The sequence below is a fragment of the Reyranella sp. genome, assembly GCF_050185545.1.
Taxonomy (GTDB): Bacteria; Pseudomonadota; Alphaproteobacteria; order Reyranellales; family Reyranellaceae; genus Reyranella.
Map to the genome: position 1 here is coordinate 1 of NZ_JBFWZI010000015.1, position 26,175 is coordinate 26,175.

Here is a 26,175-nt window from a genome sequence, read left to right on the forward strand (position 1 = left end):
TGCGCCTTTGTGGGCGCCACTCCTGTGGCGCTCATGCTATTCCTTGGCCCGCGGGCGGCCCGCCCGCTCATGAATGATTCTTGCGGGGGGGGGACGCCCGCGGTCCAAGGAAGAGCCTCATCGCTGTAGCTGGGTTTCCTCCCACGCATGACCCGGCGGCGTTATAGTTAAAACATGCCTATCTCGATCACGCCCCTCACGCCGCACATCGGCGCGCGCATGGCCGGCATCGATGCGCGTGCACCCCTGTCGCAGGCCGAGGTTTCCGCCGTCGAGGCCGGCATGGACCGCCATGCCGTCCTCGTGCTGCCTGGGCAGGACATCACCGACGAGCAGCAGCTTGCCTTCACGCGCAACTTCGGGCCGCTCGAGGAAGGCGCCAACAGCACGGTACGCAATGCCGAGCTGCGCCTCGCACCGGCCTTCGCCGATGTCTCCAATCTCGACAAGGATGGCACCAGGCTGGCGCGCGACAACCGCCGGCGCATGGCCTCGCTGGGCAACCGCCTGTGGCATTCCGATGCCTCGTTCCGCGCCGTGCCGGCGCGTTACTCGATCCTGAGCGGCCGCATCGTCACCACGGCGGGCGGCAACACCGAGTTCGCCGACATGCGCGCCGCCTACGACGCGCTCGATGCGCGGGCCAAGGCCGAGGTCGAGAACCTCGTCTGCGAGCATTCGCTGATCTATTCGCGCCAGCAGCTCGGCTTCTCCGATTTCCTGCCCGACGAGCGCGTGTCGATGAAACCGGTCTTGCAGCGCCTGGTGCGCACCCATCCGGTGAGCGGCCGCAAATCGCTGTTCCTGTCGGCCCATATCGGCGCCATCGTCGGCTGGCCGCGGCCCGAGGCGATGGCCTTCATCCGCGATCTTATCGAGCACGCGACGCAGCCCGCTTTCGTCTACGTCCATCGCTGGACGCAGCACGACCTGGTGATGTGGGACAACCGCACCACCATGCATCGGGTGCGCCGCTTCGACGATCTCACCCTCGTGCGCGACATGCGCCGCACGACAACCCGCAGCGACGGCCCGACCGTCGCGCAGGAGGCCGCCTGATGTCCAACCTTCCCCGCCGCCGGGTCGGCCGCACCAAGGTCGAAGTCACCACGCTCGGTCTCGGCGGCGCACCGATGGGCGGCTTCCGCGCCACGATCTCGGAGTCCAAGGCGCTGGCGATCACCAACCAGGGCTACGAGGCCGGCGTCCGCTACTTCGACACCTCACCCTATTACGGCTACGGACGCAGCGAGCTGCGCATGGGCGCGGCGTTGCGCGGCAAGCCGCGCGACGGCTACGTCCTGTCGACCAAGATCGGCCGCATCCTCCATGCCATGAAGCCCGGCGAGCAGCCGCCGGCCGATTTTCGCGACAACGGCCTGCCCGGCTTCGCTCCGGTGTTCGACTACACCTACGACGGAGTCATGCGCTCGCTCGAGCATTCGCACCTCCGCCTCGGCATCGCCCGCATCGACATCGCCCTGGTGCACGACGTCGATTTCTGGACCACCAAGGACCGCGCCGTGCTCGAGGAACGATTCAGGACGGTGATGGACTCGGGCTACAAGGCGCTCGACGAGCTGCGCCGTGCCGGCGTGATCGGTGCTATCGGCGTCGGCATCAACGAGGCCGACACCAGCCTGCGCTTCATCCAGGCCGGCGACTTCGATTGCATGCTGCTGGCCGGCCGCTACACCCTGCTCGAGCAGGGCGGACTCGGCGAATTCCTGCCCGAGTGCGTCAAGCGCGGCGTCTCGGTGATCCTGGGCGGCCCGTACAATTCCGGCATCCTGACCGGCGGCGTGAAGCCCGGCGCCACGCACGACTATGCCCCGGCACCGGCCAATCTCATCGAGAAGGCGCAGAAGATCGAGGCGATCTGCCAGCGTCACAACGTCGAGCTCGGTGCGGCAGCACTGCAGTTCCCGCTGTTCCATCCGGCCGTGTGCTCGGTGATTCCCGGCGCGCTCAGCGTCGCCGAGGTGAAGCAGAATGCGGCTCGCATGTCGGTCAAGCTGCCGAGCGAGCTGTGGAGCGAGCTCAAGCGCGAGAACCTGATCGATCCGGCCTCGCCGACGCCGAACTGACCGGTTTCTCCGCGGTCACCGCAGGCCTATCGCATTTGGGGAAAATACCGTCATCCCGAGCGAAGCCGCCCGCAGGACGGCGCAGTCGAGGGACCTTTCTTGCTGATGCCGCAACAAGAAAGGTCCCTCCACAACGCCTCGCGGAGTTTATCCCGAGGAACTCGAGGGGCTCGGCTCCGCTCGGGAAGACGGCTTTTTCATATGCGATAGCCCTGGCAGGTCAGCGCCGGGCCGTTATCACCAGCGCCCTGATGCGCCCTTCGACGGCGCCGTTACCGAAACGCCGGGCCACGGCTTCCGCCGCCCGCTCGGTCGCTTCCTCCAGCCGCGCGGCGTCGCGTGCCTCGATCTCGTTGCGCAGCGGCGTGCCCTGGCAGATGGCGATCGCGGGGATGCGCGGCGAGGATGCCTTGCTCACGCCGTCCACGGCATCCACTTCGATGCCAGCGAAGCCTGCCGCCTCGAGCTCGCGTCGGATGAGCGCAACGTCGTGATAGCCATGCGGCGTCCGCGCCATGAAGCGTGGTGGATCGTCCGGAAACACCGCCGCAAGCGCCTCGGTGACGACATCGGCGAACTCGTTATCGGCAATCCGGTCCCACACGTTGAACAGGTATCGGCCACCGCCCTTCAGCACGCGGCGCGCCTCGCGATAACCCTGCACCTTGTCGGGAAAGAACATCGCGCCGAACTGGCAGGCGACGGCGTCGAAGCTCGCCTCCGGGAACGGCAGCGCCAGCGCGTCGGCCTGCTTCCATTCGACCCGGCCGGCCGGCTGCCGCTCAGCCGCCCTGTCGAGCATTGGCTGGTTGAGATCGGTCGCGACGATCCGCGCCTCGGGAAGGCGCGACGCCAGGGCCCGGGTCAACGCGCCGGTGCCCGCCGCGACCTCCAGGACGGTCGCCGGCTTCGTGGCGGCCATCCGCTCGGCGAGGTCGCGGGCGCAGGACTCGAAGATCAGGGGAACGAGCAGCCGATCGTAAATTTCGGGGATCGAGCCTGCGAACAGCTTGTCGGTGGTCGCCATGGAATTGCTCCGCCGAATTGGCGCAGAATGATAGCACAATCAATCGCGCGCCCCAGGTGAAACGCCATGAAGATCATCGACGCCCAGATCCACATCTGGACCCAGACCGTCACGCCGCCATCCGGCCTGCATCGCAAAGTGCCGAAGTACACAGCTGAAGAGGCACTGAAGGAGATGGACGAGGCGGGCGTCGACGCCGCGCTGATCCATCCGCCCTACAGCTGGGACCCCGACTCGAACGCCTACGCCGTCGAGTCGGCGAAGAAGTATCCCGACCGCTTCGCCGTGATGGGCCAGTTCCCGCTCGACGATCCCGAAAGCCGCAAGCGCATCGTCGGCTGGCGCAACCAGCCGGGCATGATGGGCCTGCGCTGGGCCCTGCTCTATCCCGACCAGCAGAAGGCGCTGCACGAGGGCAAGCTCGACTGGGTGTGGCCGGCCGCCGAGAAGGAAGGACTTCCCGTGGCCACCATGGCCGGGCTGTTCCTGCCACAGTTCAGGAAGATCGCCGAGGCGCATCCGCAGCTGAAGCTGATCATCGACCATTGCGGCCTGCTGCGGCTCGAGAAAGACGCGGCGGCGTTCGGCAAGCTCGACGAGCTGTGCGCGCTCGCCAGGCTGCCCAACGTCGCGGTCAAGGCGACCGGTGCACCGGGCTACTCGACCCAACCCTACCCGTTCCGGAACCTGCACGACGGGCTGCATCGCATCTTCGACGCCTACGGTCCCAAGCGATTCTTCTGGGGCACTGACATCACGAGGATGCCCTGCACCTGGCGCCAGTGCGTGACCATGTTCACGGAGGAGCTGCCGTGGCTCAAGGGGAACGACCTCGAGCAGGTCATGGGCCGCGGCCTTTGCGAATGGATCGGCTGGAACTACAATTTCGACTAGTCGCTACTTCTTCAGCGGCATTATCTGCCCTCGCACTTCGCCGTCGGGATGGTTCACCGTCAGCACGTTGACGTACCAGCGGCCGGCCAGCACCTCGACGGCTTGCTGGTCGGTGAGCGTGACGCCATCCCAGATCGTGTAGTCGTAGATCGGGATGTTGATCGGCGCGACCTGCTGGGCATTCTCACCGGGGCCGGCCGGTCCCTGCAGGTAGCCCATGGTGATCGGGCTGCTTAGCCCGACCAGGTTCAGGCGATACTCGAGCACCTTGGTCGATGGCCGATAGACCGCCTCGAAGTAGCCCCAGGCGCGGCTGTCGGTCGGCGGCACCTCGCCGGCGCCGCTCAGCGTGGCGCGGAAGTCGGTCTTCGCCACCCTGGGCTCGCCGAGATCGGCCGAGCAGCCCGCGGCGATGAGGATGGTCAGGGCCAGAGCGGCGCGGGCAACGGCGGCGGCGGTCATGCATCAGGTCTCCCCTCCCATCATACGCATGAACCGCCGGCCGTCTCCCTGGCGGGCGATCATGCCGCGAGGCGCGCGCCCCTTGACGCCTCCGCCAGCGCGACATGGCCGCGGAACTGGCCGCTGCTCCTGGCTTCCTGGCCGTGCTCCACCGCCAGCGCAAACTGCACCGCCGGCTCGCGCTCCAGTCGCGCCCGCAGCGCCTCCAGGGTCGGGTGGTCAGCCGGATCGAGGACCTTGTGGAAGTCGTTCCAGCGAACGATCGCCATGAAATACGCATCGGCCACGGTCGGCCCATCGCCGACCAGCCACGTCCGCCCGCCCAGCAGACGCGCCAGTTGATCGAACGCCTTGCGCACCCGGCGACGCCCGATGGCGCGCAGCACCTCTTTCTCGCCTTCCTCGGCACCCTCGAATGCCTGCCAGAGCGGGCTGAACGCGCTGAATAAACTGGTGTGGAGAAAGGAGAGACTTTCGATCAGCCGGTCGAAGTCGGGCGTCGCGGGACCAGGGCCCATGCGCGGATCGCTCGAGGATCGCGCAATGTGCTGCAGGATGGCGAGGCTCTGGCTGAAGACCTCGCCGGTATCGCTCAGAAAGGTCGGAGTCTCCCCCAGCGGATTGAATCGACGATAGGCCGGACTGGCGACGACGGCAGGCATCTCGATGCGGCACAGGCGATAGGGCCGGCCCGACCATTCGAGCGCGACGATCGCACCGAACGAGCAGCCGGCCGGAACGCCGTAGAACAGGATGGGGTCCATTGAGGTCTCCGTGCTGGAATTGACGCCTCGACCAAGTAAGCACGTGGACTTTGACGTGGTAGTCGCATCAATGGAGACTTGTCGTCCACACGTGTGGACGATGAATGGTCAGCCCGAGCGATCTCCTCCTGTTTGCCCAAGCCGTCGAAAGCGGCGGCTTCGCGCCCGCGGCACGGCGCTTGAACCTGCCCAAATCGACTCTCAGCAAGCGCCTGGCCGCCCTCGAGGCGGCGCTCGGCGCACGGCTGGTGCAGCGGACGTCGCGCAGCTTCGTGCTGACCGAGCTCGGGCGCGAGATCTACCAGCATGCCCGCGCCGTTCAGATCGAGGTCGAGAGCGCCGAGATGGCGGTGCAACGGCGCCTGGCGGAGCCCAGCGGCACCGTGCGCATGACCGCTTCCATTCCGACCATGCAGTTCGAGTTCGTCCGCCGGTTGCCACGATTTGCAGAGCTCCATCCGAAGATTCGACTGGTGCTTCATGCCAGCGACCGCTTCGTCGATCTCGTGCAGGAGGGCTTCGACGTCGCCGTGCGCAGCCACTTTTCTCCCCTGCCCGACTCCGGCCTCGTGCAGCGTCGGCTGCGCGTGCAGCCGATCGTGCTGGTCGCCGCGCCGTCGTATCTTGCAGCCCGCGGTGCGCCGCGCTGTCCGGACGATCTCGCCAGCCATGACGGGTTGCTGGCGAACGAGATCGCGACCACCTGGCGACTGCGCAACGAGTCCGGCGATGAAGCGGTGGTGGCGCCGCGGCTGCGGATGGCGGCGGACGAATCGACGATGCTGCTCGGCGCCGCCCTCGCAGGCCTGGGCATCGCCCCGGTTCCCGAACACATATGTCGCGACCAGCTCGAAAGCGGCGCCTTGGCGCGGGTGCTGCCCGCCTGGCGGGCGGGCGACGTGACGACGACCATCCTGACGCCCCACCGTCGCGGCCAGCTTCCCGCGGTGCGCGCGGTCATCGGTTTCCTGATCGCCCACGATTCCTGATGCGAGAGTCCGTCCGTCCGGCAGTGAACGTGCGCGGTTCGATGGTCTTCGCTGGGAGCGCGCCCACTCCGGTGGCGCTCTTCTTGTCGATCACACATCCTGGGAGCGCCATCGGAGTGGCGCGCTCCCAGCAAACGACGCCCTCTTGCGTCAAAGTGAGCGGCTATGAGAGGCGCGCCCCCAGCACCGAGCCATGACACCATCCTTGCCTCGTGGACGGCCTCGCACCCGACGCGTGAGGATCCGCGCTGGACACCACACCGTGCCGACTGTCGAAACAACGACGTTGCCATCCTCCCTCGACGAGGTGGCTGCAAGGGCGCATGCTCGACGTCACTCCGGAGGTTGTATCCATGAAGTACGATGTCATCTCCGCCGACGGTCATGTCGATCTGATCTGGCTGCCGCCCGACCTGTTCACCGCGAACGCCTCGTCCGAGCTCAAGGACCGCATGCCCCACGTGGTCGAGGGCCCGAAAGGGCCGGAATGGGTCAGCGCCAAGGGCGCGAAGTTCGGGCTGATGAACGGCATGGGATCGGCCGGCCGCGAATATGTGCCCGGTGTGATCCACCGCTCCGATCGCATGGCCTCGACCGGCCTCTACGACGACGGCAAGAAGGGCGTGCGCCGCCTCACCGAGCCGGGCCTGCGCCTGAAGGACCAGGACCGTGACGGCGTGCAGGCCGAGATCCTTTACGGCGTCCTGGGCTCGAGCGGCCGGCTGAACGATCCCGAGGCCGCGCTCGAGATGCTGCGCATCTACAACGACTGGCTGCATGATTTCTGCAAGGCGGCGCCAGACCGGCTGATCGGGCTGGCCAACATTCCCGGCTACAACATGGAAGACTCGGTCGCCGAGATGATGCGCAACGCCAAGCGCGGCGTGCGCGGTTTCGATGTCGCCAACCGGCCCGACATGACGCCGCTGTGGGATCCCTTCTGGGAGCCGTTGTGGAAATGCGCTCACGAGACCGGCATCCCAATCCACTTCCACACCATCGGCGGGCGCTCGCCCGACACCAGCAAGCTGCCGCACTACGTCGTGCGCCGCGTGCAGGCCGCGCAGATCACCAACTTCCAGATGCACATGAGCTACATGCTGATGTCGCTGATCTACTCGGGCGCGCCCGAGCGCTATCCCAACCTCAAGATCGTCATCGGCGAGGCGGGGCTGGGCTGGATCCCCTACGTGCTGCAGCACATGGACCTCGAATGGGAGGACCAGTTCAAGGATCTCGAGCTCAAGATGAAGCCCAGCGAATACTGGTACCGGCAATTCTACGCCACCTACCAGACCGACCCGATCGGCATCCGCCTGCTCGACGTGCTGGGCGAGGACAACGTGATGTGGGGCTCCGACTACCCGCACCCCGACGGGATCTGGCCCGACTCGCAGGAATTCCTCGACCGCGAGCTCGCCGGCGTGTCGGCCGAAACGCGGCGCAAGATCACGCGCGACAACGCGATGAAGCTCTACCGCCTGAGCAACTGACGACACTCTGCTCCTCCCCAGCGGAGCTGGGGAGGGGTCGGCGTCTTCGCCGACGAAGGGGTCATGAGTCTCGTGGCTGGGAGCGCGCCACTCATAGGCGCTAACTTAACTTACAAAGGGACCTCACCCTGAGGAGCGGCCTGGAGGCCGCGTCTCGAAGGGCCGGCAACAAATCCGATGTTGCAACACCGCTATTCCAGCAATCTGGTCTGTCGCGCATCCTTCGAGACGGTCGCTACGCGACCTCCTCAGGATGAGGACTTTGCTGGACCGGCCAAAGTTAGCGCCTATGAGCGCGCCACTCCCGATGGCGCTCATGGGATGTGTAGTCATCAAGAAGAGCGCCATCGGAGTGGCGCGCTCCCAGCGCATGACGCCCTTTTTCGGCGAGGTTGGCGCTCCCGGCCCATGACCCCTCCGTCGCCGTGTGACGGCTACACCTCCCCAGCGGAGCTGGGGAGGAGTATTCGAGAGGAATGAACCCTCCCGCCGCCGCCCCGCGCGTCGCCCTGCTCACCGTGCTGGCGATGCTGGCCTTTGCCAGCAACTCGATCCTGTGCCGGCTGGCGCTCACCAGCACGACCATCGATGCGGCGAGCTTCACCGCGATCCGGCTGGTATCGGGGGCGCTGATCCTGGTCGCCATTCTGCGCCTGCGCGGCGTCAGCCCGACATCGGGCGGCAGCTGGCCGATGGCGGCCATGTTGTCGGCCTATGCGGCGTTCTTCTCGTTCGCCTATCGCGACCTCACGGCGGCGACCGGCGCGCTGCTGCTGTTCGGCGCCGTTCAGTTCACCATGACCGGCTACGGCCTGTGGCGGGGCGAGCGCTTTCACGGCCTGCGGCTGACCGGCCTGATCGTCGCGGCGGCGGGCCTGGTCGGCCTGCTGCTGCCGGGCCTCGCCGCGCCGCCAATCGCCGCCGCGATCATGATGCTGCTGGCGGGCGCGGCGTGGGGCGTCTACTCGCTGCTCGGAAGGTCGGCCGGCGAGCCGATCGCGGCGACCGGCGGCAATTTCCTGCGCTCCGTGCCATTCGCCGCCCTGCTGATCCTGAGCACATTCGGCCGCGTCGACAGCGATTTCATGGGCGCGCTCTATGCGGCGCTGTCGGGCGCCGTGACCTCGGGTCTGGGCTACGTGCTGTGGTACGCCGCGCTGCCGGCACTGCGCGCAACCTCCGCCGCCACAATCCAGCTCAGCGTTCCGGCCATTGCGGCGATCGGGGGAGCAATGCTACTCGCCGAGCCGGTCACGCTCCGGCTGTTGCTGGCCTCGGCGGCGATCCTGGGCGGCATCGCGCTCGTGATCAACAAGAAGGACTAGAAGAGAACCATGTTCGAAGTCGCCGAGCGTCTCAGAAACGTCAAGGTGTCGGCCTCGGCCGCGATGACCCGCAAGGTGCGGGAACTGCGCGCCACGGGCGTCAAGATCGTCGGCCTGTCGTCGGGCGAGCCGGACTTCCCGACCCCGGCGCACGCCATCGAGGCGGCACACGAGGCGGCCCTGGCCGGCGACACCAAGTACCCGCCGATGGACGGCACAAGGCCCCTCAAGGAGGCGATCCAGCACAAGTTCAAGCGCGACAACAAGCTCGACTACGCGCTCGACGAGATCATGGTCAGCAACGGCAGCAAGCAGATCATGTACGACGCGCTGATGGCGAGCGTGAACCCGGGCGACGAGGTGATCATCCCGGCGCCGGGCTGGATCTCCTACGCCGACCAGGCGGTGATCGCCGGCGCCAGGCCGGTGCCGGTGTCGTGCCCGGAGAACAATCACTTCAAGTTGCGCGCCGCCGACCTCGAGGCCGCCATCACGCCGCGCACCAAGTGGACGGTGCTGAATTTCCCCAACAACCCGACCGGCGCGGTGTGCTCGCGCGCCGAGATGAAGGAGATCGCCGAGGTGCTGCTGGCGCATCCGCACGTGCTGATCATGTCGGACGACGTCTACGAGCATCTCGTCTATGACGGCTTCGGTTTCTGCACCATCGCCGAGGTCGAGCCCCGGCTGCGCGAGCGCACCCTGACTGTGAACGGCGCCTCGAAGGCTTACGCCATGACCGGCTGGCGCGTCGGCTTCGCCGGCGGACCGAAGCCCATGATCGCGGCGATGACCAACATGCAGGGCCAGATAGGCTCGGGCATCTCGACCATCAGCCAGGCCGCGGCGACCGCCGCGCTGATGGGCCCGCAGGAGCTGATCGCCGAGCGCGCGGCCGACTATTGCCGGCGCCGCGACGAGGTGGTGGCCATGCTGCGCGAGGCGCGCGGCATCACTTGTCACAAGCCCGAAGGCGCGTTCTATGTCTTCCCCAACATCGCAGGCTGTATCGGCAAGACCACCCGGGGCGGCCGCAAGCTTGCGACCGACACCGACTTCGTCACGGCGTTGCTGGAAGAGAAGCACGTCGCCACGGTGCAAGGCGCGGCGTACGGCATGAGCCCGTATTTCCGCATCTCCTACGCGACCGACATGGCGAGCCTGCGCGAAGGCTGCCGCCGCATCCAGGAGTTCTGCGCCGAGCTCAAGTGAGCGCTGCGGCCCACGGGCGTCCCGATTCTCCTCCCCAGCTCTGCCGGGAAGGTGCCGTCTTCGGCGACGGAAGGGTCATGGTCTCTTGGACCGCGGGCGTCTCGCCCGCTCATGATTCATGATTGATGAGCATGAGCGGGCGAGACGCCCGCGGTCCAGATTCATGCCCCTTCCATCCACGAAGACGCGGACACCTCCCCAGCGAAGCTGGGGAGGAGAAGCCCGAGACGCCGCGGTCCACAAGAAAGATCAGCGCGCCTGCGCCTGCATCGACAGCGTCTTGATGTGGGCCATCTGGTCGCGCAGGCCGATCTTGCGCGAGCACAAGGGCCAGTGCCAGGGCTCCTCGAGCTCGAAGATCATGTACTTCGCCAGATCCATGGCACGCTCGTAGTCATGCGCCAGCTCGGAGGCTTCGCGGCCGGTGAGTTGCGTGCCGTCGCGCTTGCGCTGGTAGCCGATCACCGTGTTCACGGAGAACTGGAAGCGACCGAGATAGACGCCGCGGCCGCCATAGATCGGCCGCTCGGATGGCCCCGAACCACCCGACTCGCAATGGGCGAGCTGGCGCAGCATCTCGTCCTTGCGCTCGTCGATCTCCGATTTCAGCGCGTCGTGCATCGAGTACGACACGAGGTTCATGGGCTGCTCTTGCGGCTTGCACGCGCACAGAGCGAGGGCGGTCGTCGCGAGACCGATGGATGAGCGTATTCTTGTCATCACCACCGCTCAGTGTTTCCACGATTCGCGGCGTCGGGTAAACCCACAAAATCCACATAGGGTGCGGCGCAACGGGACCGAAGCGAGAACGCGTCATGAACCTGCGTGAGTTCTTTTGGTGATCGTCGTGAAGATTCACGCAGGCCGCGATCAACCGACCTGTCGTGACCGGCCGCTCCAGTACTTCGCGCGCAGCACCTTCTTGTCGACCTTGCCGACGGCGGTGAGAGGCAACGCGTCGACGAACTCGATCTGCTTGGGCGTGTGCGTGCCGCCCTTGCGTTCGCGGACATGCTGCATCAATGCATCGGCGGCGGGTTGAGTTCCCGGTTTTGTCACAATCAGGGCGGTCACCGCCTCGCCCCACTTCTCGTGCGGCACGCCGATCACCGCGGCCATCGCCACGTCCGGATGCGAGGACAGAACGTCTTCGACCTCGCGTGGATAGATGTTGAAGCCGCCCGACACGATCATGTCCTTCTTGCGATCGACAATGTAGAGGTAGCCGCGCTCGTCGGCGCGCGCGATGTCGCCGGTGTGCAGCCAGCCGCCGGCAAAGGCTTCCTCGGTCTGCTCGGGCCGCTTCCAGTAGCGCTCCATGGTGTGCGGCCCGCGCACGCAGATCTCGCCCGCCTCGCCTTGCGCCACTTCCTCGTTGGCCTCGTTGCGCAGGCTGACGCTGCAGGCGGCGACCGGGAAGCCGCACGAGGCGAACAGCTCAGGCCGCGCCGCATCGTGATCGGCCCGGCCGAGCACGCTCACCGGATAGCATTCGGTCTGGCCGTAGAGCTGGCTGAACACCGGGCCGATCCGCTCGAGACCCTCGACCAGGCGCGTCGGCGACATCGGCGAGGCGCCGTAGAGGACGAGCTCGAGCGACGCGAGGTCGGTCTTGTCCAGCCGCGGATGATCCAGCAGCACGTAGATCATCGTCGGCACCATCAAGGTGAAATTGATGCGCTCGCGCTCGATGGTGGCGAGGAACCTCTCGGGATCGAAGCCCTTCAGCAGATGGATGGTGCCGCCGCGCAGCAGCGAGGGCACCACCTTGGTGCCCGAGACATGGGTGATCGGCGCCGCCGCGAGATAGCGCGGCGTCGCGGGAAACTCGAAGTCGGCGGCGATCGCCAGGGTCGAGGCCACGCTCGAGCGATGGCGGCGGATCGCGCCCTTCGATTTGCCGGTGGTGCCGCCGGTATAATTGAGAATCGCGTAGTCGTCGGGATGGCTGACATCGATCGGCGTGGCAGCGCCGATCGTCTCGGCGGCCGCCATCACGTCGCGGCCGAACGCGGCCTTGCCCATGGTGAGCACGACGGCCAGACGATCGGCCGCCTTGGCCGCGAGCTCGGCGCCGCGCTCGCCGTGGGTGCGCGGATCGACGATCAGCACCGTCGCGCCCGAATCCTCGATGACGTCGAGATGATCGCCGAGCGCGCCGAGCGGATGCAGCCAGGTCGAGAGCAGGCCGAGCCCCCCGGCCGCCACGCCGGCACACCAGGTCTCGGCGCTGTTGGCACTGAGGAAGGCTGCGGTCTGTCCCTTGGCCAGCCCGGCCGCTACCATCGCCGCTTGCAGCCGGCCGATCAGATCCGAAGCGGCACGGTAGGTCAGCCTGCCGTCGTCCCAGACGAAGGCCTTGCGGTCGGGGAAACGCGCCAAGGCGCGCAGCACCAGGCTGATGCCAGTCGGCGCCTGCATGACGAGTTCATCCATGCGCCGGCTTGTAGCACGCGCTCAACCGTCCGGCGACGGGCTCACGCTGCGTTCCTCGACGATCGACCGGGCTCGGACTTGAGCTTGCCGATGCCCAGCATCTTCATGATCAGACGCTCGTAGCCGGGCTCACTGGCGCCGCTGCGCACCTTGTGGAGGAAGTACTTCTCGAAGCCCACCTTGGCGGCGTGCACCCAATAGCCCTGGCCCGACCAGTTGACATTGCGCGGCGGGATCTGCGGCAAGGCCACGAAGGCCACCCCGCTGTTGCCGAAGTCGGCCAGGCAGACCGCATTCCACGACGGATGCTGCGTCGGCTGCTTGCCGGCGACCAGGGCGGCGATGTTCTCGGCCACCGCCGTGACCATCGACTCGATCATGTAGCCGGTCTTGGGCACGCCCACGGGGACCGGGGTCTGCTCGTAGGGTGGGATGGCGATGCAAACGCCGACCGCGAATACGTTGCGATAGGTCGGATTGCACTGCAGCTCGTCGACCAGCACGAAACCGCGCGGATTGGCCAATCCGGGCAGGCCCTTGCCGTCATCACCCATCAGGCAGGCGACGCCGCGGAAAGCCGGGATGAACATGCTGAGCTTGGCGGGCAGGCTGTGCTGCTGCCCGGGCTTGCCATCGGCCGCTACCTCGGTGCACTGCACCGCGTCGGCATCGAGGCGGTCGATGCGGGTGCTGGTAAGCCAGCGGATGTCGCAGTCGCGCAGCAGCGATTCCAGGAGACCCTTGGTGTCGCCGACCCCGCCCAGCCCGAGATGACCGATGTAGGGTTCGGAGGTGACGAAGGTCATCGGAACGCGGTCGCGGATCTTGCGCCGGCGCAACTCCGTGTTGATCATCAAGGCGAACTCGTACGCTGGGCCGAAGCAGGACGCTCCTTGCACGGCGCCGACGACAATCGGGCCGGGATCCTCGCAGAAGCGCTCCCAGCGCTCGGCCGCTGACGCCGCATGATCGACGTGGCAGATAGAGACGCTGTTGGCCTGTGGGCCCAGTCCGGGAACCTCGTCGAAGGCGAGCGCCGGTCCGGTGGCGATCACCAGGTAGTCGTAGGCGAGCTTGCGGCCATCGTTCAGCTCGATGGCGTCCTCCGCCGCCAGAACGCGCCTGGCGCCCGTCGCGTCGAAGCCAATCCCGAACTTGGCGAGCAGATCGGGGAGCCGGATCTTGATGTCCTCCGGCTTGCGCCAGCGCAGCGCCACCCAAGGGTTGGACGGCACGAAGTGGAACCATTCGGAGTCGGAGACGACCAGGATTTCGGCGTGACGTCCGACCTTCTCCCTGAGCTCGTAGGCCATCGATATGCCGCCGATGCCGGCCCCAAGGACGATGATTCTAGGCATGTACGCCTCCAATCTCGAATGATGCAGCGTGAACAGCCGCCGGATGCCGCACGTTGATGTGCATCAAGGTGTCGTGGCGCGCCTGCGGCACCGTGCGCGCCATGGCAAGACGGTTTCGACAGTGCCGCCCGGCGTCACGAGAACGCGCAGCCCGTCCTCAGGCCGAGACGCTTGAAGATGATGGCGGCCGGGCAGAAGCCGGTGAAAGCCGATTGCAGCATGTTCAGTCCGACGAAGGCGGTGAACAGCAGCCAGTAGGGACTATGGAGCTGGCTCAGCACCAGGCTGGCCAGGATCATGAAGCCCGCGAGGGCCATGACAGCGCGATCAATGGACATGGATGGCTCCTTTCGCAATCACCGCCGGCGCGGCCGGCAATAGAGGTCGTAGAGAACGCCGATCAGGCTTTTCACGCCGGGATTGGCGAGCGAGTAGTAGATCGTCTGGGATTCCCGTCTCGTGCCGACCAGCCTGGCCTCGCGCAGCTTGGCGAGATGCTGCGACAGCGCCGACTGGCTGAGGCCGGAGACGTCCCCCAGCTGACCTACCGTCCGCTCCCCCTTCACCAGCTCGCAGAGGACGATCAGGCGGCGGTCGTTGGCCATCGCCTTCAGGAAGCTCGCCGCCTCTCCGGCCTTGGCCTTGATGTCTTCGACATTCATGCTTGCTAAATTAGTTACTGCTCATATATCCGTCAAGAGCTGCCCCTTCGAGAAAGTCACGAGAATGATCCGCAACGCCGCTTTCGTCGCCGTGGCCCTGGTGGTCACAATCGGCCAGCCGGCATCGGCACAACACGCGGTCGTCCGCCAGCAGGTCGACGACCGCAAGGCCGTGATCGCGACCGTCGAGCCGGTGCGCGAACTCAAGGCGCGCGCCCGCCTCGGCGGCACGATCACCAGTCTGACCGTGCGCGAAGGCGATCGGGTCGCCGCCGGCGACCAGCTGGCCCTGGTCGTCGACCCCAAGCTCGCCCTGCAGATACAGGCGTTGGAGTCGCGAATGGAGGCCCAGAAGGCGAACCGCGAGCAGGCCCAGATTGACTTCAATCGCATGCAGCAGCTGCGCGGGTCCGGCACCATCTCCCAGGCACAGCTCGACCAGGCGCGCACGCGGCTCGACATGGCCGAGCGCACCCTCCAGGCCTTGCGCTCCGACCGCGAGGTCGTCGAGCAGCAATCGACGGAAGGCGCCGTGCTCGCACCGGGCGCCGGACGGGTTCTCGCCGTGCCGGTGGCGGTGGGCAGCGTCGTGCTGCCCGGCGAGACCATCGCCACGCTGGCCGCCGACAACTACATCCTGCGGCTGCAGCTTCCCGAGCGCCACGCCCGCTTCCTCAAGCCGGGCGACACCATCCTGGTGGGCGCCCGAGGCTTGCAGCAGCAGGAGCAGGAGGTGCTGCGACGCGGACGCGTGACCCTGGTCTATCCCCAGATCGACCAGGGTCGGGTGATGGCGGATGCGGTCGTCGAGGGCCTGGGCGACTACTTCGTCGGCGAGCGCACGCGCGTCTACGTCGCCACCGGCCGGCGCGATGCGCTGGTGGTGCCGGCGGAATACGTCTACCGCCGATTCGGCGTCAGCTACCTCAAGCTGAAGGATGGCACCGAGGTGGTCGTCCAGGTCGGCATGCCGACCGACAGCGGCGTCGAGATACTGGCCGGTGCCAAGGAAGGCGATGCGGTGGTCCGGCCATGAAGCTCGGCATATCCGGCATCCTGACCCGCGCCTCGATCCGCTCGCCGCTCACGCCGCTCTTCCTGGTGACGGCGCTGATCGTCGGCAGCCTGGCCCTGCTGGCGCTGCCGCGCGAGGAGGAGCCCCAGATCAGCGTGCCGATGGTCGACATTCTCGTCACCGCCAACGGCTACAAGGCCGACGACGCGGTAGAGCTCATCACCAAGCCTCTCGAGGACATCATCAAGGGCATCAACGGCGTCGAGCACGTCTACTCCTCGACGCAGGACGACGCCGTGCTGGTCACCGCGCGGTTCTACGTCGGCACCGAGGAGGACACCGCGCTGCTGCGCATCCACGAGAAGATTCGCGCCAATATCGCCGACCTTCCCAAGGGCATCCCGGAGCCTCTGATCATCGGCCGCGGTATCAACGACGTGGCGATCGTGACCGTCACCCTGGAGCCGAAGCCGGCCTCGGCGGCGCACTGGACGGACAACGGCCTGTTCCAGATCGCCGACGAGCTCCGGCACGAGCTGATCAAGGTCGACAATGTCGGGCTGAGCTACATCGTCGGCGGCAGCCCCAACCAGATCCGCGTCGAGCCCGACCCCGAACGCCTGGCCCTCTATGGCATCACGCTGAACCAGCTGGTCGACAAGCTCGCCAACGCCAACCGCTCGTTCCTGGTCGGCGCCTTCCGGCAGCTCGACAAGAACGTGCCGATCGTCGCCGGGCAGACCCTGCAGGGCGTGCCGGACATCGGCCTGCTGCTGATCACGTCGCGCGATGGCCGGCCAGTCTACGTCAAGGACGTCGCAACGGTGATCGTCGGCGCAGCCGAGACCGGCCATCGCGGCTGGACTCTCACCCGCGGCGCCTCGGGAGAGCTCGAGCGGCGGCCGCTGGTGACAGTGGCCTTCGCCAAGCGGCGCGGCGCCAACGCAGTCGTGGTGGCCGACGACCTGCTGGCCCGACTGAAGGCGGTCCAGGGACGACTGGTGCCCGACGACATCGCGGTGACGGTCAGCCGCGACTACGGCGAGACCGCCACCGAGAAGGCCGACGAGCTCTTGTTCCATCTCGGGCTCGCCACGGTGTCGATCGTCCTGCTCATCACCTTCACCGTCGGCTGGCGCGAGGGCCTGGTCGTCCTGGTGGTGATCCCGACCACCATCCTGCTCACCCTGTTCGCCTCGTGGCTGATGGGCTACACCATCAATCGCGTCAGCCTGTTCGCGCTCATCTTCTCGATCGGCATCCTGGTCGACGATGCCATCGTCGTGGTCGAGAACATCGTCCGGCACTGGCAGGCACGGCGCGGCGCCGACCTCGAGACGGTCGCGGTCGAGGCCGTGGCCGAGGTCGGCAACCCGACCATCGTGGCGACGCTCACCATCATCGTGGCGCTGCTGCCCATGATGTTCGTGACCGGCCTGATGGGCCCCTACATGAGCCCGATCCCCGCCAATGCCTCGATGGCGATGGTATTCTCCTTCTTCGTCGCCGTGACGATCACGCCCTGGCTGCTCTATCGCTTCGCCAGCCGGCATTTCGCAGCGCCGCAGGCGGCGCCCGCGCACGGCTCGGTCGACCTGCTGGGCCGCTTCTATCTCAGGATCGCCCGCCCCCTGCTCACCGGGCGGCGGCGCGCCATCGCCTTCGTCCTCGCCGTCGGTGCGGCCACCGCCGCCGTGTGCGTCCTGTTCGTCACGCGCGACGTCACGGTGAAGCTCCTGCCCTTCGACAACAAGTCGGAGCTGCAGGTCGTGGTCGACCTGCCGCAGGGCAGCACGCTGGAGGATACCGAGCGCTTTCTGATGGCCGCTGCCGGGCGCCTGAAGGACTTGCCGGAGATGACCACGATCCAGGTCTATGCCGGCACGGCCGCGCCGTTCAACTTCAACGGCTTGGTGCGCCACTACTACATGCGCAACAGCCCGGAACAGGGAGACTTGCAGGTCAACCTGCAGCCGAAGGGCGACCGCAAGCGTGCGAGCCACGCCATTGCGCTGGACGTGCGCAAGCGGCTGGCCGACCTGCCCAAGCCGGCCGGTACGGCGGTGAAGGTGGTCGAGGTGCCGCCGGGCCCGCCCGTGCTCGCCACGCTGCTCGCCGAAATCTACGGCTCCGACGCCGAGGCGCGGCGCGCCACCGCGCTCAAGGTGAAGGAGGCGTTTCGCAAGGTGCCGTTCGTGGTCGATATCGACGACACGCTCCATCGGCCTGCCGAGCGGCTGCGCTTCTCGATCAACCAGGAGAGCCTCGAGTTCCACGGCGTCGACGAGCAGGCGGTGTACGACACCATTGCCGCCATCATCGGCGGCGTGAAGGTCGGATTCTCCCAGCGCGGTCATGGCACGAAGCCGATCGAGATCGTGGTCAAGCTGCCCCGCAGTTCCGAATGGCTGGGCGAACGCATTCTCTCGACGCCGCTGCCGGCAGGCGGCACTCGCCGCGCCGGCGCCAATGTCGAGCTGGGCGATGTCGTCACGGTGGCGCGCGAGCCCGCCTCCTACACGCTGTTCCGCCGCGACGGCCGCTTCGCCGAGATGGTGCAGGCGGAGGTGGCTGGCCGCTTCGAGGCACCCATCTACGGCATGTTGGCCGTCGAGGACGAGATCGCCAGGCTCGACTGGGGCAAGGCGGGGCCGCCGCCCATCCACTATCACGGCCAGCCGTCCGACGAGTCCCGCCCGTCGCTGCTGTGGGATGGCGAGTGGGAGGTGACCTACGTCACCTTCCGCGACATGGGCGCCGCGTTCGCCGTCGCCATCCTTGGCATCTACCTGCTGGTGGTGGCCCAATTCGGCTCCTACCGCCTGCCCCTGGTGATCCTGACTCCCGTGCCGCTGACGCTGATCGGCATCGTGCTCGGTCACTGGATGCTGGGGGCGCCCTTCACGGCAACGTCGATGATCGGCTTCATCGCGCTCGCCGGCATCATTGTGCGCAACTCAATCCTGCTGGTCGACTTCATCCAGCATCGACGCCGTGAAGGCGCGGGCCTGCGCGATGCGCTGCTCGATGCCGGCGCCATCCGCTTCAAGCCGATCTTTCTCACGGCAGCGGCGGCGATGATCGGCGCCGCCTTTATCATGGCCGACCCGATCTTTCAGGGACTGGCGATCTCTCTGGTGTTCGGCCTCGCCTCCTCCACCGCGCTCACCGTGCTGGTGATACCGGCGATCTATGTCTGGCTGCGCGACGACGGCAGGCCGATCGGCAGCACCTGACCCTTGGCGATCACGACGATCTCGCCTTCCGCCAGCGGCCGCCAGGGCTCGTCGCTGAGCGGCACGCTGGCCAGGAGGGTGAGTTCCTGTGCTCCGGGCGGCGTCTCGATCGAGAGGCCCGCCGGTGCGAGGGCGTCGCGATCGACCGCGCAGTCGCGGTGCAGGCACCACAGTCCGGGCGGGGCAATGGTGCCGCCGGCCTGGGTTCGGCGATGGCCGTGCGCAAAGACGAGCTCGCCGTCGCTGTAGAGGAAATTGGCCGGACCGAGGGTTCGCATCGTCGCGGCGAAGGCGCCGACCACGGCGAGCCTCGCTTCCACCGACGGGATGGCGCTGTCGCCCCACGGCCCCGACAGGGCTTCGAGCAGCAGGCAGAAGGCGATCTCCGAATCGGTCTCACCGATGGGATTGAATCGCCGTTTCGAGCCGAGCAGCGCCTCCACGCCGTCGAGGCGGCCGTTATGGGCGAACAGGTGCATGCGCCCGCCGAGCTCGCGGGCAAAGGGCTGGGTATTGGCGAGTGTCAGACCACCGCGGGTGGCGTGTCGGATATGAGAGATGAGGAGCCTGCAGGAGACGCGACGCGCCTCGATGAAGGCGAGCCACGCACTGTCGCCGGCCGGCTCGGGTTCCCGGTAGAGTCGCAGGTCACGGCCATCGTGGAAGGCGATACCCCATCCATCGAGGGTGTGGCCGGCCAGGCCGCCGCGCGCCGCGAACGCCTTCAACGAGATGGTGGCACGGGTCGGCCACCGGCTGGACAGGCAGAACAGCTCACACATGGGTCTCCCGCCGCAGGAAGCACTCCGCTGCAATTCTGCGCAGAGCCGCGCCCGGATGATTGATTCCGGTCAAGGCAGCCGGCATCCGGTTGCACCAATGTACTCGAGGTTTTGGAGAGACTGTCCATGGTGGAAGCACTGATTGTCGCCTGTCCTGCCTGCAACACCCTGAATCGCGCTCCGGGCGACAAGCTCGCGGCGGGCAGCCGGGGCAAGTGCGGACAATGCGGTTCGCCCCTGTTCGAAGGGCGTCCCATCGCCCTCTCGCAAGCCAGCTTTCCATCGCATGCTGCAAAGAGCGACATCCCGCTGCTGGTCGACTTCTGGGCACCCTGGTGCGGGCCGTGCAAGGCCATGGCACCGCAGTTCGAGCGCGCGGCCAGCCGCCTCGAGCCGGCCGTGCGGCTGGCCAAGGTCAACACCGACGAGGAGCGGGACCTCGCCGGCCAGTTCGGCATTCGCGGCATCCCGACGCTGATCCTGTTCAGGCACGGCCGCGAGATCGGCCGCCAATCCGGCGCGATGGACGCCGCCGGCATCGAGAGCTGGGTCGGACGGATGCTGGGCGGGTAGCGCCATCCCTTCCTCCCCAGCGAAGCTGGGGAGGTGTCCGTGCTCACCCCTGGGCCGGATGCACCGTCATCCAGTGCCGCGCGATCTCCTCGCGGGTCGCCACCCACACCTTGGGCTTGGAGGCGACGTAGTCGAGGAAGCGCGCCAGGGTGGCGGCGCGGCTCGGCCGGCCGCACAGCCGGCAGTGCAGGCCGATCGACATCATCTTGGGGCTGCGTGCGCCTTCGGCATAGAGCAGGTCGAAGCTGTCCTTCATCGCCTGCAGCCAGCCGTCGCCGGCGGTGTAGCCGGGCGGCACGGCGAACTTCATGTCGTTCACCTCGAGCGTATAGGGAATGATCAGGTGCGGCGTGCCATCGACGCTCACCCAGTAGGGCAGGTCGTCCGAATACGAATCGCTCGAGTAGAGAAAGCCGCCATGCTTGATCACGGCCGATAGCGTGTGCATGCCGAAGCGGCCGGTGTACCAGCCGACCGGCGGCTTGCCGGCGGTGTCGGCGATCGCCTTGACCGCGCGGCGCATGTGCTGGAGCTCCTGCTCCAGGGTAAAGTCCTTGTAGTTGATCCAGCGCCAGCCGTGGCTCGCCACCTCGTGGCCGGCCTGGGCCATCGCCTTGCCGGCGATCGGGTTCAGCTCCAGCGCGCGGCCGATCGCCCATGACGTGAAGCGCATGTCGCGCTCGGCGAACAGGCGCAGGATGCGCCAGAAGCCGGCGCGGCTGCCGTACTCGAACATCGATTCGGTCGACAGGTCGCGGCCGCCCTGGATCGGCGTGCCGCCCGGCGTCTCGGTCAGGAACACCTCGGAGGCGGCGTCGCCGTTCAGGATGTTGTTCTCGCCGCCTTCCTCGTAGTTCAGCACGAAGCTCACGGCGATCCGCGCCTCACCCGGCCATTGCGGATCGGGGGTGTTGGGGCCGTACCCCAGGAAGTCGCGGTCGAGATGGCTGTGCATGGTGAATTCCCCGGAAAGCGCCGACGATTGAAGGGCAACTATGACGCCGCTATAGCTCGCCGGACAAGTTCGGGGAGACAGCATGAGCGCGTTGGCGAACGCAGTGCGCGAAGATCGTCTGTGGCAGCGGCATGCCGACATGGCGAGGCTCGGCGGCACGCCCAAAGGCGGCGTCAACCGCCAGGCGCTGTCGCCCGAGGATGCCGCGGCCCGCAACCAGCTCGCCGCGTGGGCAAAGGCGCGCGGCTTCTCGATCTCGACGGACGCCATCGGCAATCTGTTCGTGCGCCGCGAGGGCAGCGACCCGGCGGCGGCGGCGGTGCTGAGCGGCTCGCACATGGACAGCCAGCCGACCGGCGGCCGCTTCGACGGCATGTATGGCGTGCTCGCGGCGTTCGAGGCGCTCGAAGCGCTGGAGGATGCGGGCGTCCGGACCAGGCGGCCCGTCGTCGCCGTCGCCTGGACCAACGAGGAAGGCTCGCGCTTCCAGCCCGGCGCCATGGGCTCGGCCGTCTTCGCCGGCCACTACGCGCTGGACGCCATGCTGGCGGTCAAGGACTGGAAGGGCGTGAAGCTCGCCGATGCACTGGCCGAGACGCTCGGCGCCGCGCCGGCGCCGATGCGCGACGGCAAGCCGGGCTTCGCGCTCGACTATTATGTCGAGGCGCATATCGAGCAGGGGCCGCGGCTGGAGAACGCCGGCAGGACGATCGGCGTCGTCACCGGCATCCAGGGCAGCCGCCGCTACATCGTCGAGACCGACGGCGAGGAAGCGCATGCCGGCACCACGCCGCGTGCCGCCCGCAAGGACGCGTTCGCGGCAGCCACGCGTATCGCCGCGGCGATGTACGAGGCGACGACCGATGCCGACGACACGCTGCGCTTCACCATCGGCCGCGTCGAGGTCCAGCCCGGCTCGCCCAACACCGTGCCGGGCAAGGCCACCTTCACCATCGACATGCGCCATCCGCAGGATGCCGTGCTCGAGGCACACGAGAAGACGCTGCGCGACATCGTCGCCGGCCGCGCGGCGCCCTGTGTCGCGCGGATCGAGCGTGTGACCGCCGTGGCGCCGACCGACTTCGACCCGCGCGTCATCGACCTGGTGCGCGCCAAGGCAGGCGCGCTCGGCCTCAGCCATATGGACATGCCCTCGGGCGCCGGCCACGACGCCATGCATATCGCCAGGCTCTGTCCCGCCGGCATGATCTTCGTGCCGTGCGAGCGCGGCATCAGCCACAACGAAATCGAGAACGCCACCCCCGCCGACCTCGCCGCCGGCACCCGCGTGCTGGTCGAGGTGCTGGTCGAGCTGGCGAACCGGTGATTCATTCCGCTCCTCGTTCTCCTCCCCAGCTTCGCTGGGGAGGTGTCGGCGTCTTCGCCGACGGGGGTCATGATTCATGGCTGGGGGCGCGCCACTCCGATGGCGCTCTTCTTGTTGATCACACATCCCATGAGCGCAGGAGTGGCGCGCTCCCAGCCATGACCCCTCCGTCGCCGTGTTACGGCTACACCTCCCCAGCAAAGCTGGGGAGGAGAGTCTGACTCCCAACCAAGGACCCTCCGTGCGCAAGAAACCCGCCTCCGAGCTCGTCGCCATCCTGTCCGATCTGATTGCGCTGCCCAGTCCCTACCCGCCCGGCACGTCGGTCGAGATCTGCGCCTATGCGGCGAAGCGCCTGAAGAAGGCCGGCTACAAGGTCGAGGTCGCGGCCAGAACCAAGGGCGTCGACAATGTCGTGGCGCAGCTCAAGGCCAAGGCGAAGGGGCCGGTCGTCGCCTTCAACGCCCATGTCGATACGGTGGGCGTCGGCGAGCGTGCCAACTGGAGCAGCGATCCGTTCAAGGCGCTGGTCAAGGGCGGGCTGGTCTACGGGCTCGGCGCCGGCAATTGCAAGGGCAGCATGGCGGTGCAGATCTGGCTCGCCGAGGAAATCGCGCGCCGCGGCGGGCCGGCCAGGGGCGAGCTCGTCTTCACCTTCGTGGCCGACGAGGAGAATCTCGGACCCGAGGGCATGTCGTTCCTGCGCGACTCCGGCCGGGTGCGGCCCGACGCGCTGATCCTGGGCGCACAGACCGAAAACAACCTGATCGTGGCCGAGCGTGGCGTGATGTGGGCGCGCATCACCACCCGGGGCAAGGCGGCGCACGCCGGCAACCCGTCGGCCGGCGACAACGCCATCCTGCGCATGATGCGCCTGGTCGGCGCGCTGCAGGCGCACTACGACAAGGTTCTGCCCAAGCGCGTCGCCGGCGCGATGAAGTCGACCGTGAACATCGGCATGTTCCACGGCGGGCACAACACCAACGTCGTGCCCTCGGCCTGCACCGTCGAGATCGACCGCCGCCTGCTGCCCGGCGAGAAGGTGAAGGACACCTTCAAGGAGCTGAAGCGCGTGGTCGACGGCGTCGGCGAGCCGCGCAAGCTCTACGCCGTCGAGTTCCTGACAGGGACCAACGGCTTCTTTGCGCCGGAGAACGGCGCCGCCGTCGCCGCCTTCGAGGCCGCGGTGAAGGCGCGGACCGGGCGCAGGGTGAAGTTCCTCAACGCCACCGGCGTCAGCGACGGCCGCTACTACGCCGACGACGGCATCGAGATCATCAATTTCGGCCCCGGCTCGGGCGCACAGGGCCACGCCGCCAACGAATCGGTGCCAATCGCCGAGATGGTCGAGGCGGCCGCGATCCAGCTCGACGTCGTGCAGCGGCTGACGGGCACGGTGCGGTGAGCTTCATCTTCTTTCTGGACCGCGGGCGTCCCGCCCGCTCATGCTCTTCCGGACCGCGGGCGTCCCGCCCGCCCATGGTCTTCCGGACCGCGGGCGTCTCGCCCGCTCATGCTCTTCCGGACCGCGGGCGTCCCGCCCGCTCATGGTCTTCCGGACCGCGGGCGTCTCGCCCGCTCATGGTCTTCCGGACCGCGGGCGTCCCGCCCGCTCTTGCTCATGAACCATGAGCGGGCGGGAGGCCCGCGGTCCGAAAGAAGAGGATCATGAGCGTCCCACCCTTCCGCGCCGACCATGTCGGCAGCCTGTTGCGCCCGGCGGCGCTCCGGCAGGCGTTCCGCGATCGCGCGGCGGGGCGCATCGACGATGCCTCGTTCAACGCGATCCAGGACGCGGCGATCCGCGACGCCGTCAGGCTGCAGGAGGAGGTCGGCCTGCAGGTCGTCAACGATGGCGAGTTCCGCCGCGGCTCCTACTGGGGACGCTTCGTCGAGCGCCTGCAGGGCCTCGCGATCGGGGCGGCGCGCTTCAGGTTCCGCGACGATTCGGGCGTCGAGAGCGCGTTCACCGCGCCGATCGCCGAGGCGCCGTTGCGCCGCACCGTGCCGCTCGCCGCCGACGAGGTCGCCTTCGTGACGCCGCTGACCTCGCGCACCGTCAAGGTGACGATGCCGGCGCCCTCGACCCTGCATTTCTATGCCGGCAGCGGATTTGCGCGGCCCGGCCTCTATCCCGATCTCGACGCCTACTTCGCCGAGCTGGCGGCGATCTATCGCGCCGAGATCGCCGACATCGCCCGCGCCGGCGGCCGCTACATCCAGTTCGACGAAGTGGCGCTCGCCATGCTGTGCGACCCCACGGTGCGCGAGCTGGTGCGCGCCGACGGCCTCGATCCGACGCGCCTGATCACGCTCTATGTCGAGGCGCTGAACCAGGCGATCGACGGCGCGCCTCCCGGCATCGTCTTCGCGGTCCACATGTGTCGCGGCAACTTCCGGGGCCGCTATCTGTCGAGCGGTGGCTACGATGACGTCGCCGAGCAGCTGTTCGAGCGCGCCGAGGTGAGCCATTTCCTGCTGGAGTACGACACGCCGCGCGCCGGCGATTTTTCGCCGCTCCGCCACATCCCCCGCAACAAGGGCGTCGTGTTGGGACTTGTCAGCTCCAAGGTGCCGGCCCTCGAGCCGGTCGACCTGCTGCGGCGGCGCATCGACGAGGCGTCACGCGATGTCGATATCGGTCGTCTCGGCATCAGCCCACAATGCGGGTTCGCCAGCACGGCGGCCGGAAACCCGTTGAGCAAGGCCGACATGCGCGCCAAACTCGCGCGCTGCGTGGAAGTCGCAAACATCGTCTGGGGCTGAAGCGCCCTGGCCAAGGAGGAAGCGCCATGCCGATCTATGAAAGAGGCAAAGTCCGCATCCATTACGAGGAGATGGGCTCAGGGTTTCCGTTGCTGGTGATTCCGGGCGGCGGGCTCAACTCGACCATCGCCGGTCTCGACACCAGCCATCCCTTCAACGCGATGAAGGAGTGCGCCAAGGAGGGGTTCCGCTGCATCGGCGCCGACCTGCGCAACGCCAATGCCGGACAGTCGTCCGGCCCGCTCGAGATCGACCGGCCGTGGGACTCGTTCACCGACGACCATATCGGCCTGATGGATCATCTCGGCATCGATCGATTCATGGTGCTGGGCTACTGCATCGGCGGCCCGTTCATCTGGAACCTGCTGAAGCGCGCGCCCAAGCGCGTCGTCGCCGCCGTGCTGACCCAGCCGAGCGGCCATCGCCCCGAGACGCCCGACCAGTTCTACCAGAACAACATGAACAACTGGGGCCCCGCCTTCGCCGCGCGCCGGCCCGATGTCACCATGGAGCAGGTGAGCCAGTTCCTTGCCAACATGTACCGCGCCAATGCCGACTTCGTGTTCACGGTGAGCCGCGATTTCGTGCGCGCCTGCCAGACCCCGATCCTGGTGCTGCCCGACGACATCCCGCCCCATCCCTACGCGGTAGCGATGGAGTCGGCGATGCTGGCGCCCAATGCGCAGGTGAGCCTGTATCCCTGGAAGGACGTGCCGGAGAAGATCCCGCTGGCCGTGCGCCACATCAGGACGTTCCTCAAGGCCAACCGGCCGGTGACGGCGGCGCTGGAGCAGCGGGCGGCGGCAGACTGA

Annotated in this window: 24 protein-coding genes; 14 read left to right on the top strand and 10 right to left on the bottom strand. The window is 67.4% G+C overall.

Going from position 1 to position 26,175, the window contains the following annotated elements; all coding sequences use genetic code 11:
- Positions 1 to 174: 174 nt before the first annotated feature.
- Positions 175 to 1,059: a TauD/TfdA dioxygenase family protein gene (locus AB7O82_RS06185; protein WP_428543894.1), complete on the top strand. Its 885-nt coding sequence runs from the start codon at positions 175 to 177 to the stop codon at positions 1,057 to 1,059.
- Entirely contained in the window at positions 1,059 to 2,087 is a 1,029-nt protein-coding gene (locus AB7O82_RS06190; RefSeq protein ID WP_428543896.1) for an aldo/keto reductase, read from the top strand. The genes AB7O82_RS06185 and AB7O82_RS06190 overlap by 1 nt, the downstream gene beginning before the upstream one ends.
- Positions 2,088 to 2,307: 220 nt before the next feature.
- Here AB7O82_RS06190 and AB7O82_RS06195 read toward each other — a convergent pair whose 3' ends face one another.
- Entirely contained in the window at positions 2,308 to 3,114 is an 807-nt protein-coding gene (locus tag AB7O82_RS06195; protein ID WP_428543898.1) for a class I SAM-dependent methyltransferase, read from the bottom strand.
- Between the two features lie 66 nt (positions 3,115 to 3,180).
- Here AB7O82_RS06195 and AB7O82_RS06200 point away from each other — a divergent pair, with 66 nt between their 5' ends.
- Positions 3,181 to 4,008 (top strand): amidohydrolase family protein, encoded by an 828-nt coding sequence (locus AB7O82_RS06200; RefSeq protein ID WP_428543900.1) that lies wholly within the window; start codon positions 3,181 to 3,183, stop codon positions 4,006 to 4,008.
- A 3-nt stretch (positions 4,009 to 4,011) separates the two neighbouring features.
- Here AB7O82_RS06200 and AB7O82_RS06205 read toward each other — a convergent pair whose 3' ends face one another.
- On the bottom strand, positions 4,012 to 4,470 hold the full coding sequence (locus AB7O82_RS06205) for a CHRD domain-containing protein (protein WP_428543902.1): 459 nt from the start codon (positions 4,468 to 4,470) through the stop codon (positions 4,012 to 4,014).
- A 59-nt stretch (positions 4,471 to 4,529) separates the two neighbouring features.
- Positions 4,530 to 5,234 (bottom strand): glutathione S-transferase family protein, encoded by a 705-nt coding sequence (locus AB7O82_RS06210; protein ID WP_428543904.1) that lies wholly within the window; start codon positions 5,232 to 5,234, stop codon positions 4,530 to 4,532.
- A gap of 104 nt (positions 5,235 to 5,338) precedes the next feature.
- Here AB7O82_RS06210 and AB7O82_RS06215 point away from each other — a divergent pair, with 104 nt between their 5' ends.
- From AB7O82_RS06215 to AB7O82_RS06230, 4 genes are all read left to right on the top strand, one after another.
- A complete protein-coding gene (locus AB7O82_RS06215) occupies positions 5,339 to 6,223 on the top strand; it encodes a LysR substrate-binding domain-containing protein (protein ID WP_428543906.1) in 885 nt (294 codons plus the stop codon).
- A 353-nt stretch (positions 6,224 to 6,576) separates the two neighbouring features.
- Positions 6,577 to 7,716 carry an amidohydrolase family protein gene (locus tag AB7O82_RS06220; protein WP_428543908.1) on the top strand — a complete coding sequence of 380 codons (1,140 nt, stop codon included), beginning with the start codon at positions 6,577 to 6,579 and terminating at the stop codon, positions 7,714 to 7,716.
- A 476-nt stretch (positions 7,717 to 8,192) separates the two neighbouring features.
- Entirely contained in the window at positions 8,193 to 9,041 is an 849-nt protein-coding gene (locus AB7O82_RS06225; RefSeq protein WP_428543910.1) for a DMT family transporter, read from the top strand.
- Positions 9,042 to 9,050: 9 nt separating this feature from the next.
- Positions 9,051 to 10,253, top strand: a complete 1,203-nt coding sequence (locus AB7O82_RS06230) for a pyridoxal phosphate-dependent aminotransferase (protein ID WP_428543912.1) — start codon at positions 9,051 to 9,053, stop codon at positions 10,251 to 10,253.
- Between the two features lie 249 nt (positions 10,254 to 10,502).
- On the opposite strand, the gene AB7O82_RS06235 is transcribed toward AB7O82_RS06230, so the two are convergent.
- From AB7O82_RS06235 to AB7O82_RS06255, 5 genes are all read right to left on the bottom strand, one after another.
- Positions 10,503 to 10,895, bottom strand: a complete 393-nt coding sequence (locus AB7O82_RS06235; protein ID WP_428543914.1) for a hypothetical protein — start codon at positions 10,893 to 10,895, stop codon at positions 10,503 to 10,505.
- A 228-nt stretch (positions 10,896 to 11,123) separates the two neighbouring features.
- Positions 11,124 to 12,689, bottom strand: a complete 1,566-nt coding sequence (locus AB7O82_RS06240; protein WP_428618930.1) for an AMP-binding protein — start codon at positions 12,687 to 12,689, stop codon at positions 11,124 to 11,126.
- A gap of 41 nt (positions 12,690 to 12,730) precedes the next feature.
- Positions 12,731 to 14,047 (bottom strand): NAD(P)/FAD-dependent oxidoreductase, encoded by a 1,317-nt coding sequence (locus tag AB7O82_RS06245; RefSeq protein WP_428543918.1) that lies wholly within the window; start codon positions 14,045 to 14,047, stop codon positions 12,731 to 12,733.
- Positions 14,048 to 14,181: 134 nt separating this feature from the next.
- A complete protein-coding gene (locus AB7O82_RS06250; RefSeq protein ID WP_428543920.1) occupies positions 14,182 to 14,385 on the bottom strand; it encodes a YgaP family membrane protein in 204 nt (67 codons plus the stop codon).
- Positions 14,386 to 14,403: 18 nt separating this feature from the next.
- Positions 14,404 to 14,709, bottom strand: a complete 306-nt coding sequence (locus AB7O82_RS06255; RefSeq protein ID WP_428543922.1) for an ArsR/SmtB family transcription factor — start codon at positions 14,707 to 14,709, stop codon at positions 14,404 to 14,406.
- A 64-nt stretch (positions 14,710 to 14,773) separates the two neighbouring features.
- Between AB7O82_RS06255 and AB7O82_RS06260 the strand changes: the two genes are divergently transcribed.
- Positions 14,774 to 15,745, top strand: a complete 972-nt coding sequence (locus AB7O82_RS06260; protein WP_428543924.1) for an efflux RND transporter periplasmic adaptor subunit — start codon at positions 14,774 to 14,776, stop codon at positions 15,743 to 15,745.
- Positions 15,742 to 18,960 (top strand): efflux RND transporter permease subunit, encoded by a 3,219-nt coding sequence (locus AB7O82_RS06265; RefSeq protein WP_428543926.1) that lies wholly within the window; start codon positions 15,742 to 15,744, stop codon positions 18,958 to 18,960. The genes AB7O82_RS06260 and AB7O82_RS06265 overlap by 4 nt, the downstream gene beginning before the upstream one ends.
- Here the strand turns inward: AB7O82_RS06265 and AB7O82_RS06270 are convergent.
- Positions 18,915 to 19,742 (bottom strand): class II glutamine amidotransferase, encoded by an 828-nt coding sequence (locus tag AB7O82_RS06270; RefSeq protein WP_428543928.1) that lies wholly within the window; start codon positions 19,740 to 19,742, stop codon positions 18,915 to 18,917. The two genes, AB7O82_RS06265 and AB7O82_RS06270, sit on opposite strands and share 46 nt — an antisense overlap.
- 126 nt (positions 19,743 to 19,868) lie before the next feature.
- Between AB7O82_RS06270 and trxC the strand changes: the two genes are divergently transcribed.
- Positions 19,869 to 20,315: a thioredoxin TrxC gene (trxC, locus tag AB7O82_RS06275; RefSeq protein ID WP_428543930.1), complete on the top strand. Its 447-nt coding sequence runs from the start codon at positions 19,869 to 19,871 to the stop codon at positions 20,313 to 20,315.
- 43 nt (positions 20,316 to 20,358) lie between these two features.
- On the opposite strand, the gene puuE is transcribed toward trxC, so the two are convergent.
- Complete coding sequence (gene puuE, locus AB7O82_RS06280) at positions 20,359 to 21,270, bottom strand: allantoinase PuuE (protein WP_428543932.1); 912 nt, start codon at positions 21,268 to 21,270, stop codon at positions 20,359 to 20,361.
- A gap of 82 nt (positions 21,271 to 21,352) precedes the next feature.
- Here puuE and AB7O82_RS06285 point away from each other — a divergent pair, with 82 nt between their 5' ends.
- The 4 genes from AB7O82_RS06285 to AB7O82_RS06300 all read left to right on the top strand — a co-directional run bounded on the left by AB7O82_RS06285 (position 21,353) and on the right by AB7O82_RS06300 (position 26,175).
- Positions 21,353 to 22,597, top strand: coding sequence for a Zn-dependent hydrolase (locus tag AB7O82_RS06285; protein ID WP_428543934.1), 1,245 nt, complete (start codon positions 21,353 to 21,355; stop codon positions 22,595 to 22,597).
- A 241-nt stretch (positions 22,598 to 22,838) separates the two neighbouring features.
- Entirely contained in the window at positions 22,839 to 24,002 is a 1,164-nt protein-coding gene (locus AB7O82_RS06290; protein ID WP_428543936.1) for a M20 family metallopeptidase, read from the top strand.
- 263 nt (positions 24,003 to 24,265) lie between these two features.
- Positions 24,266 to 25,363: a cobalamin-independent methionine synthase II family protein gene (locus AB7O82_RS06295; RefSeq protein ID WP_428543938.1), complete on the top strand. Its 1,098-nt coding sequence runs from the start codon at positions 24,266 to 24,268 to the stop codon at positions 25,361 to 25,363.
- A gap of 26 nt (positions 25,364 to 25,389) precedes the next feature.
- Complete coding sequence (locus AB7O82_RS06300; RefSeq protein WP_428543940.1) at positions 25,390 to 26,175, top strand: alpha/beta fold hydrolase; 786 nt, start codon at positions 25,390 to 25,392, stop codon at positions 26,173 to 26,175.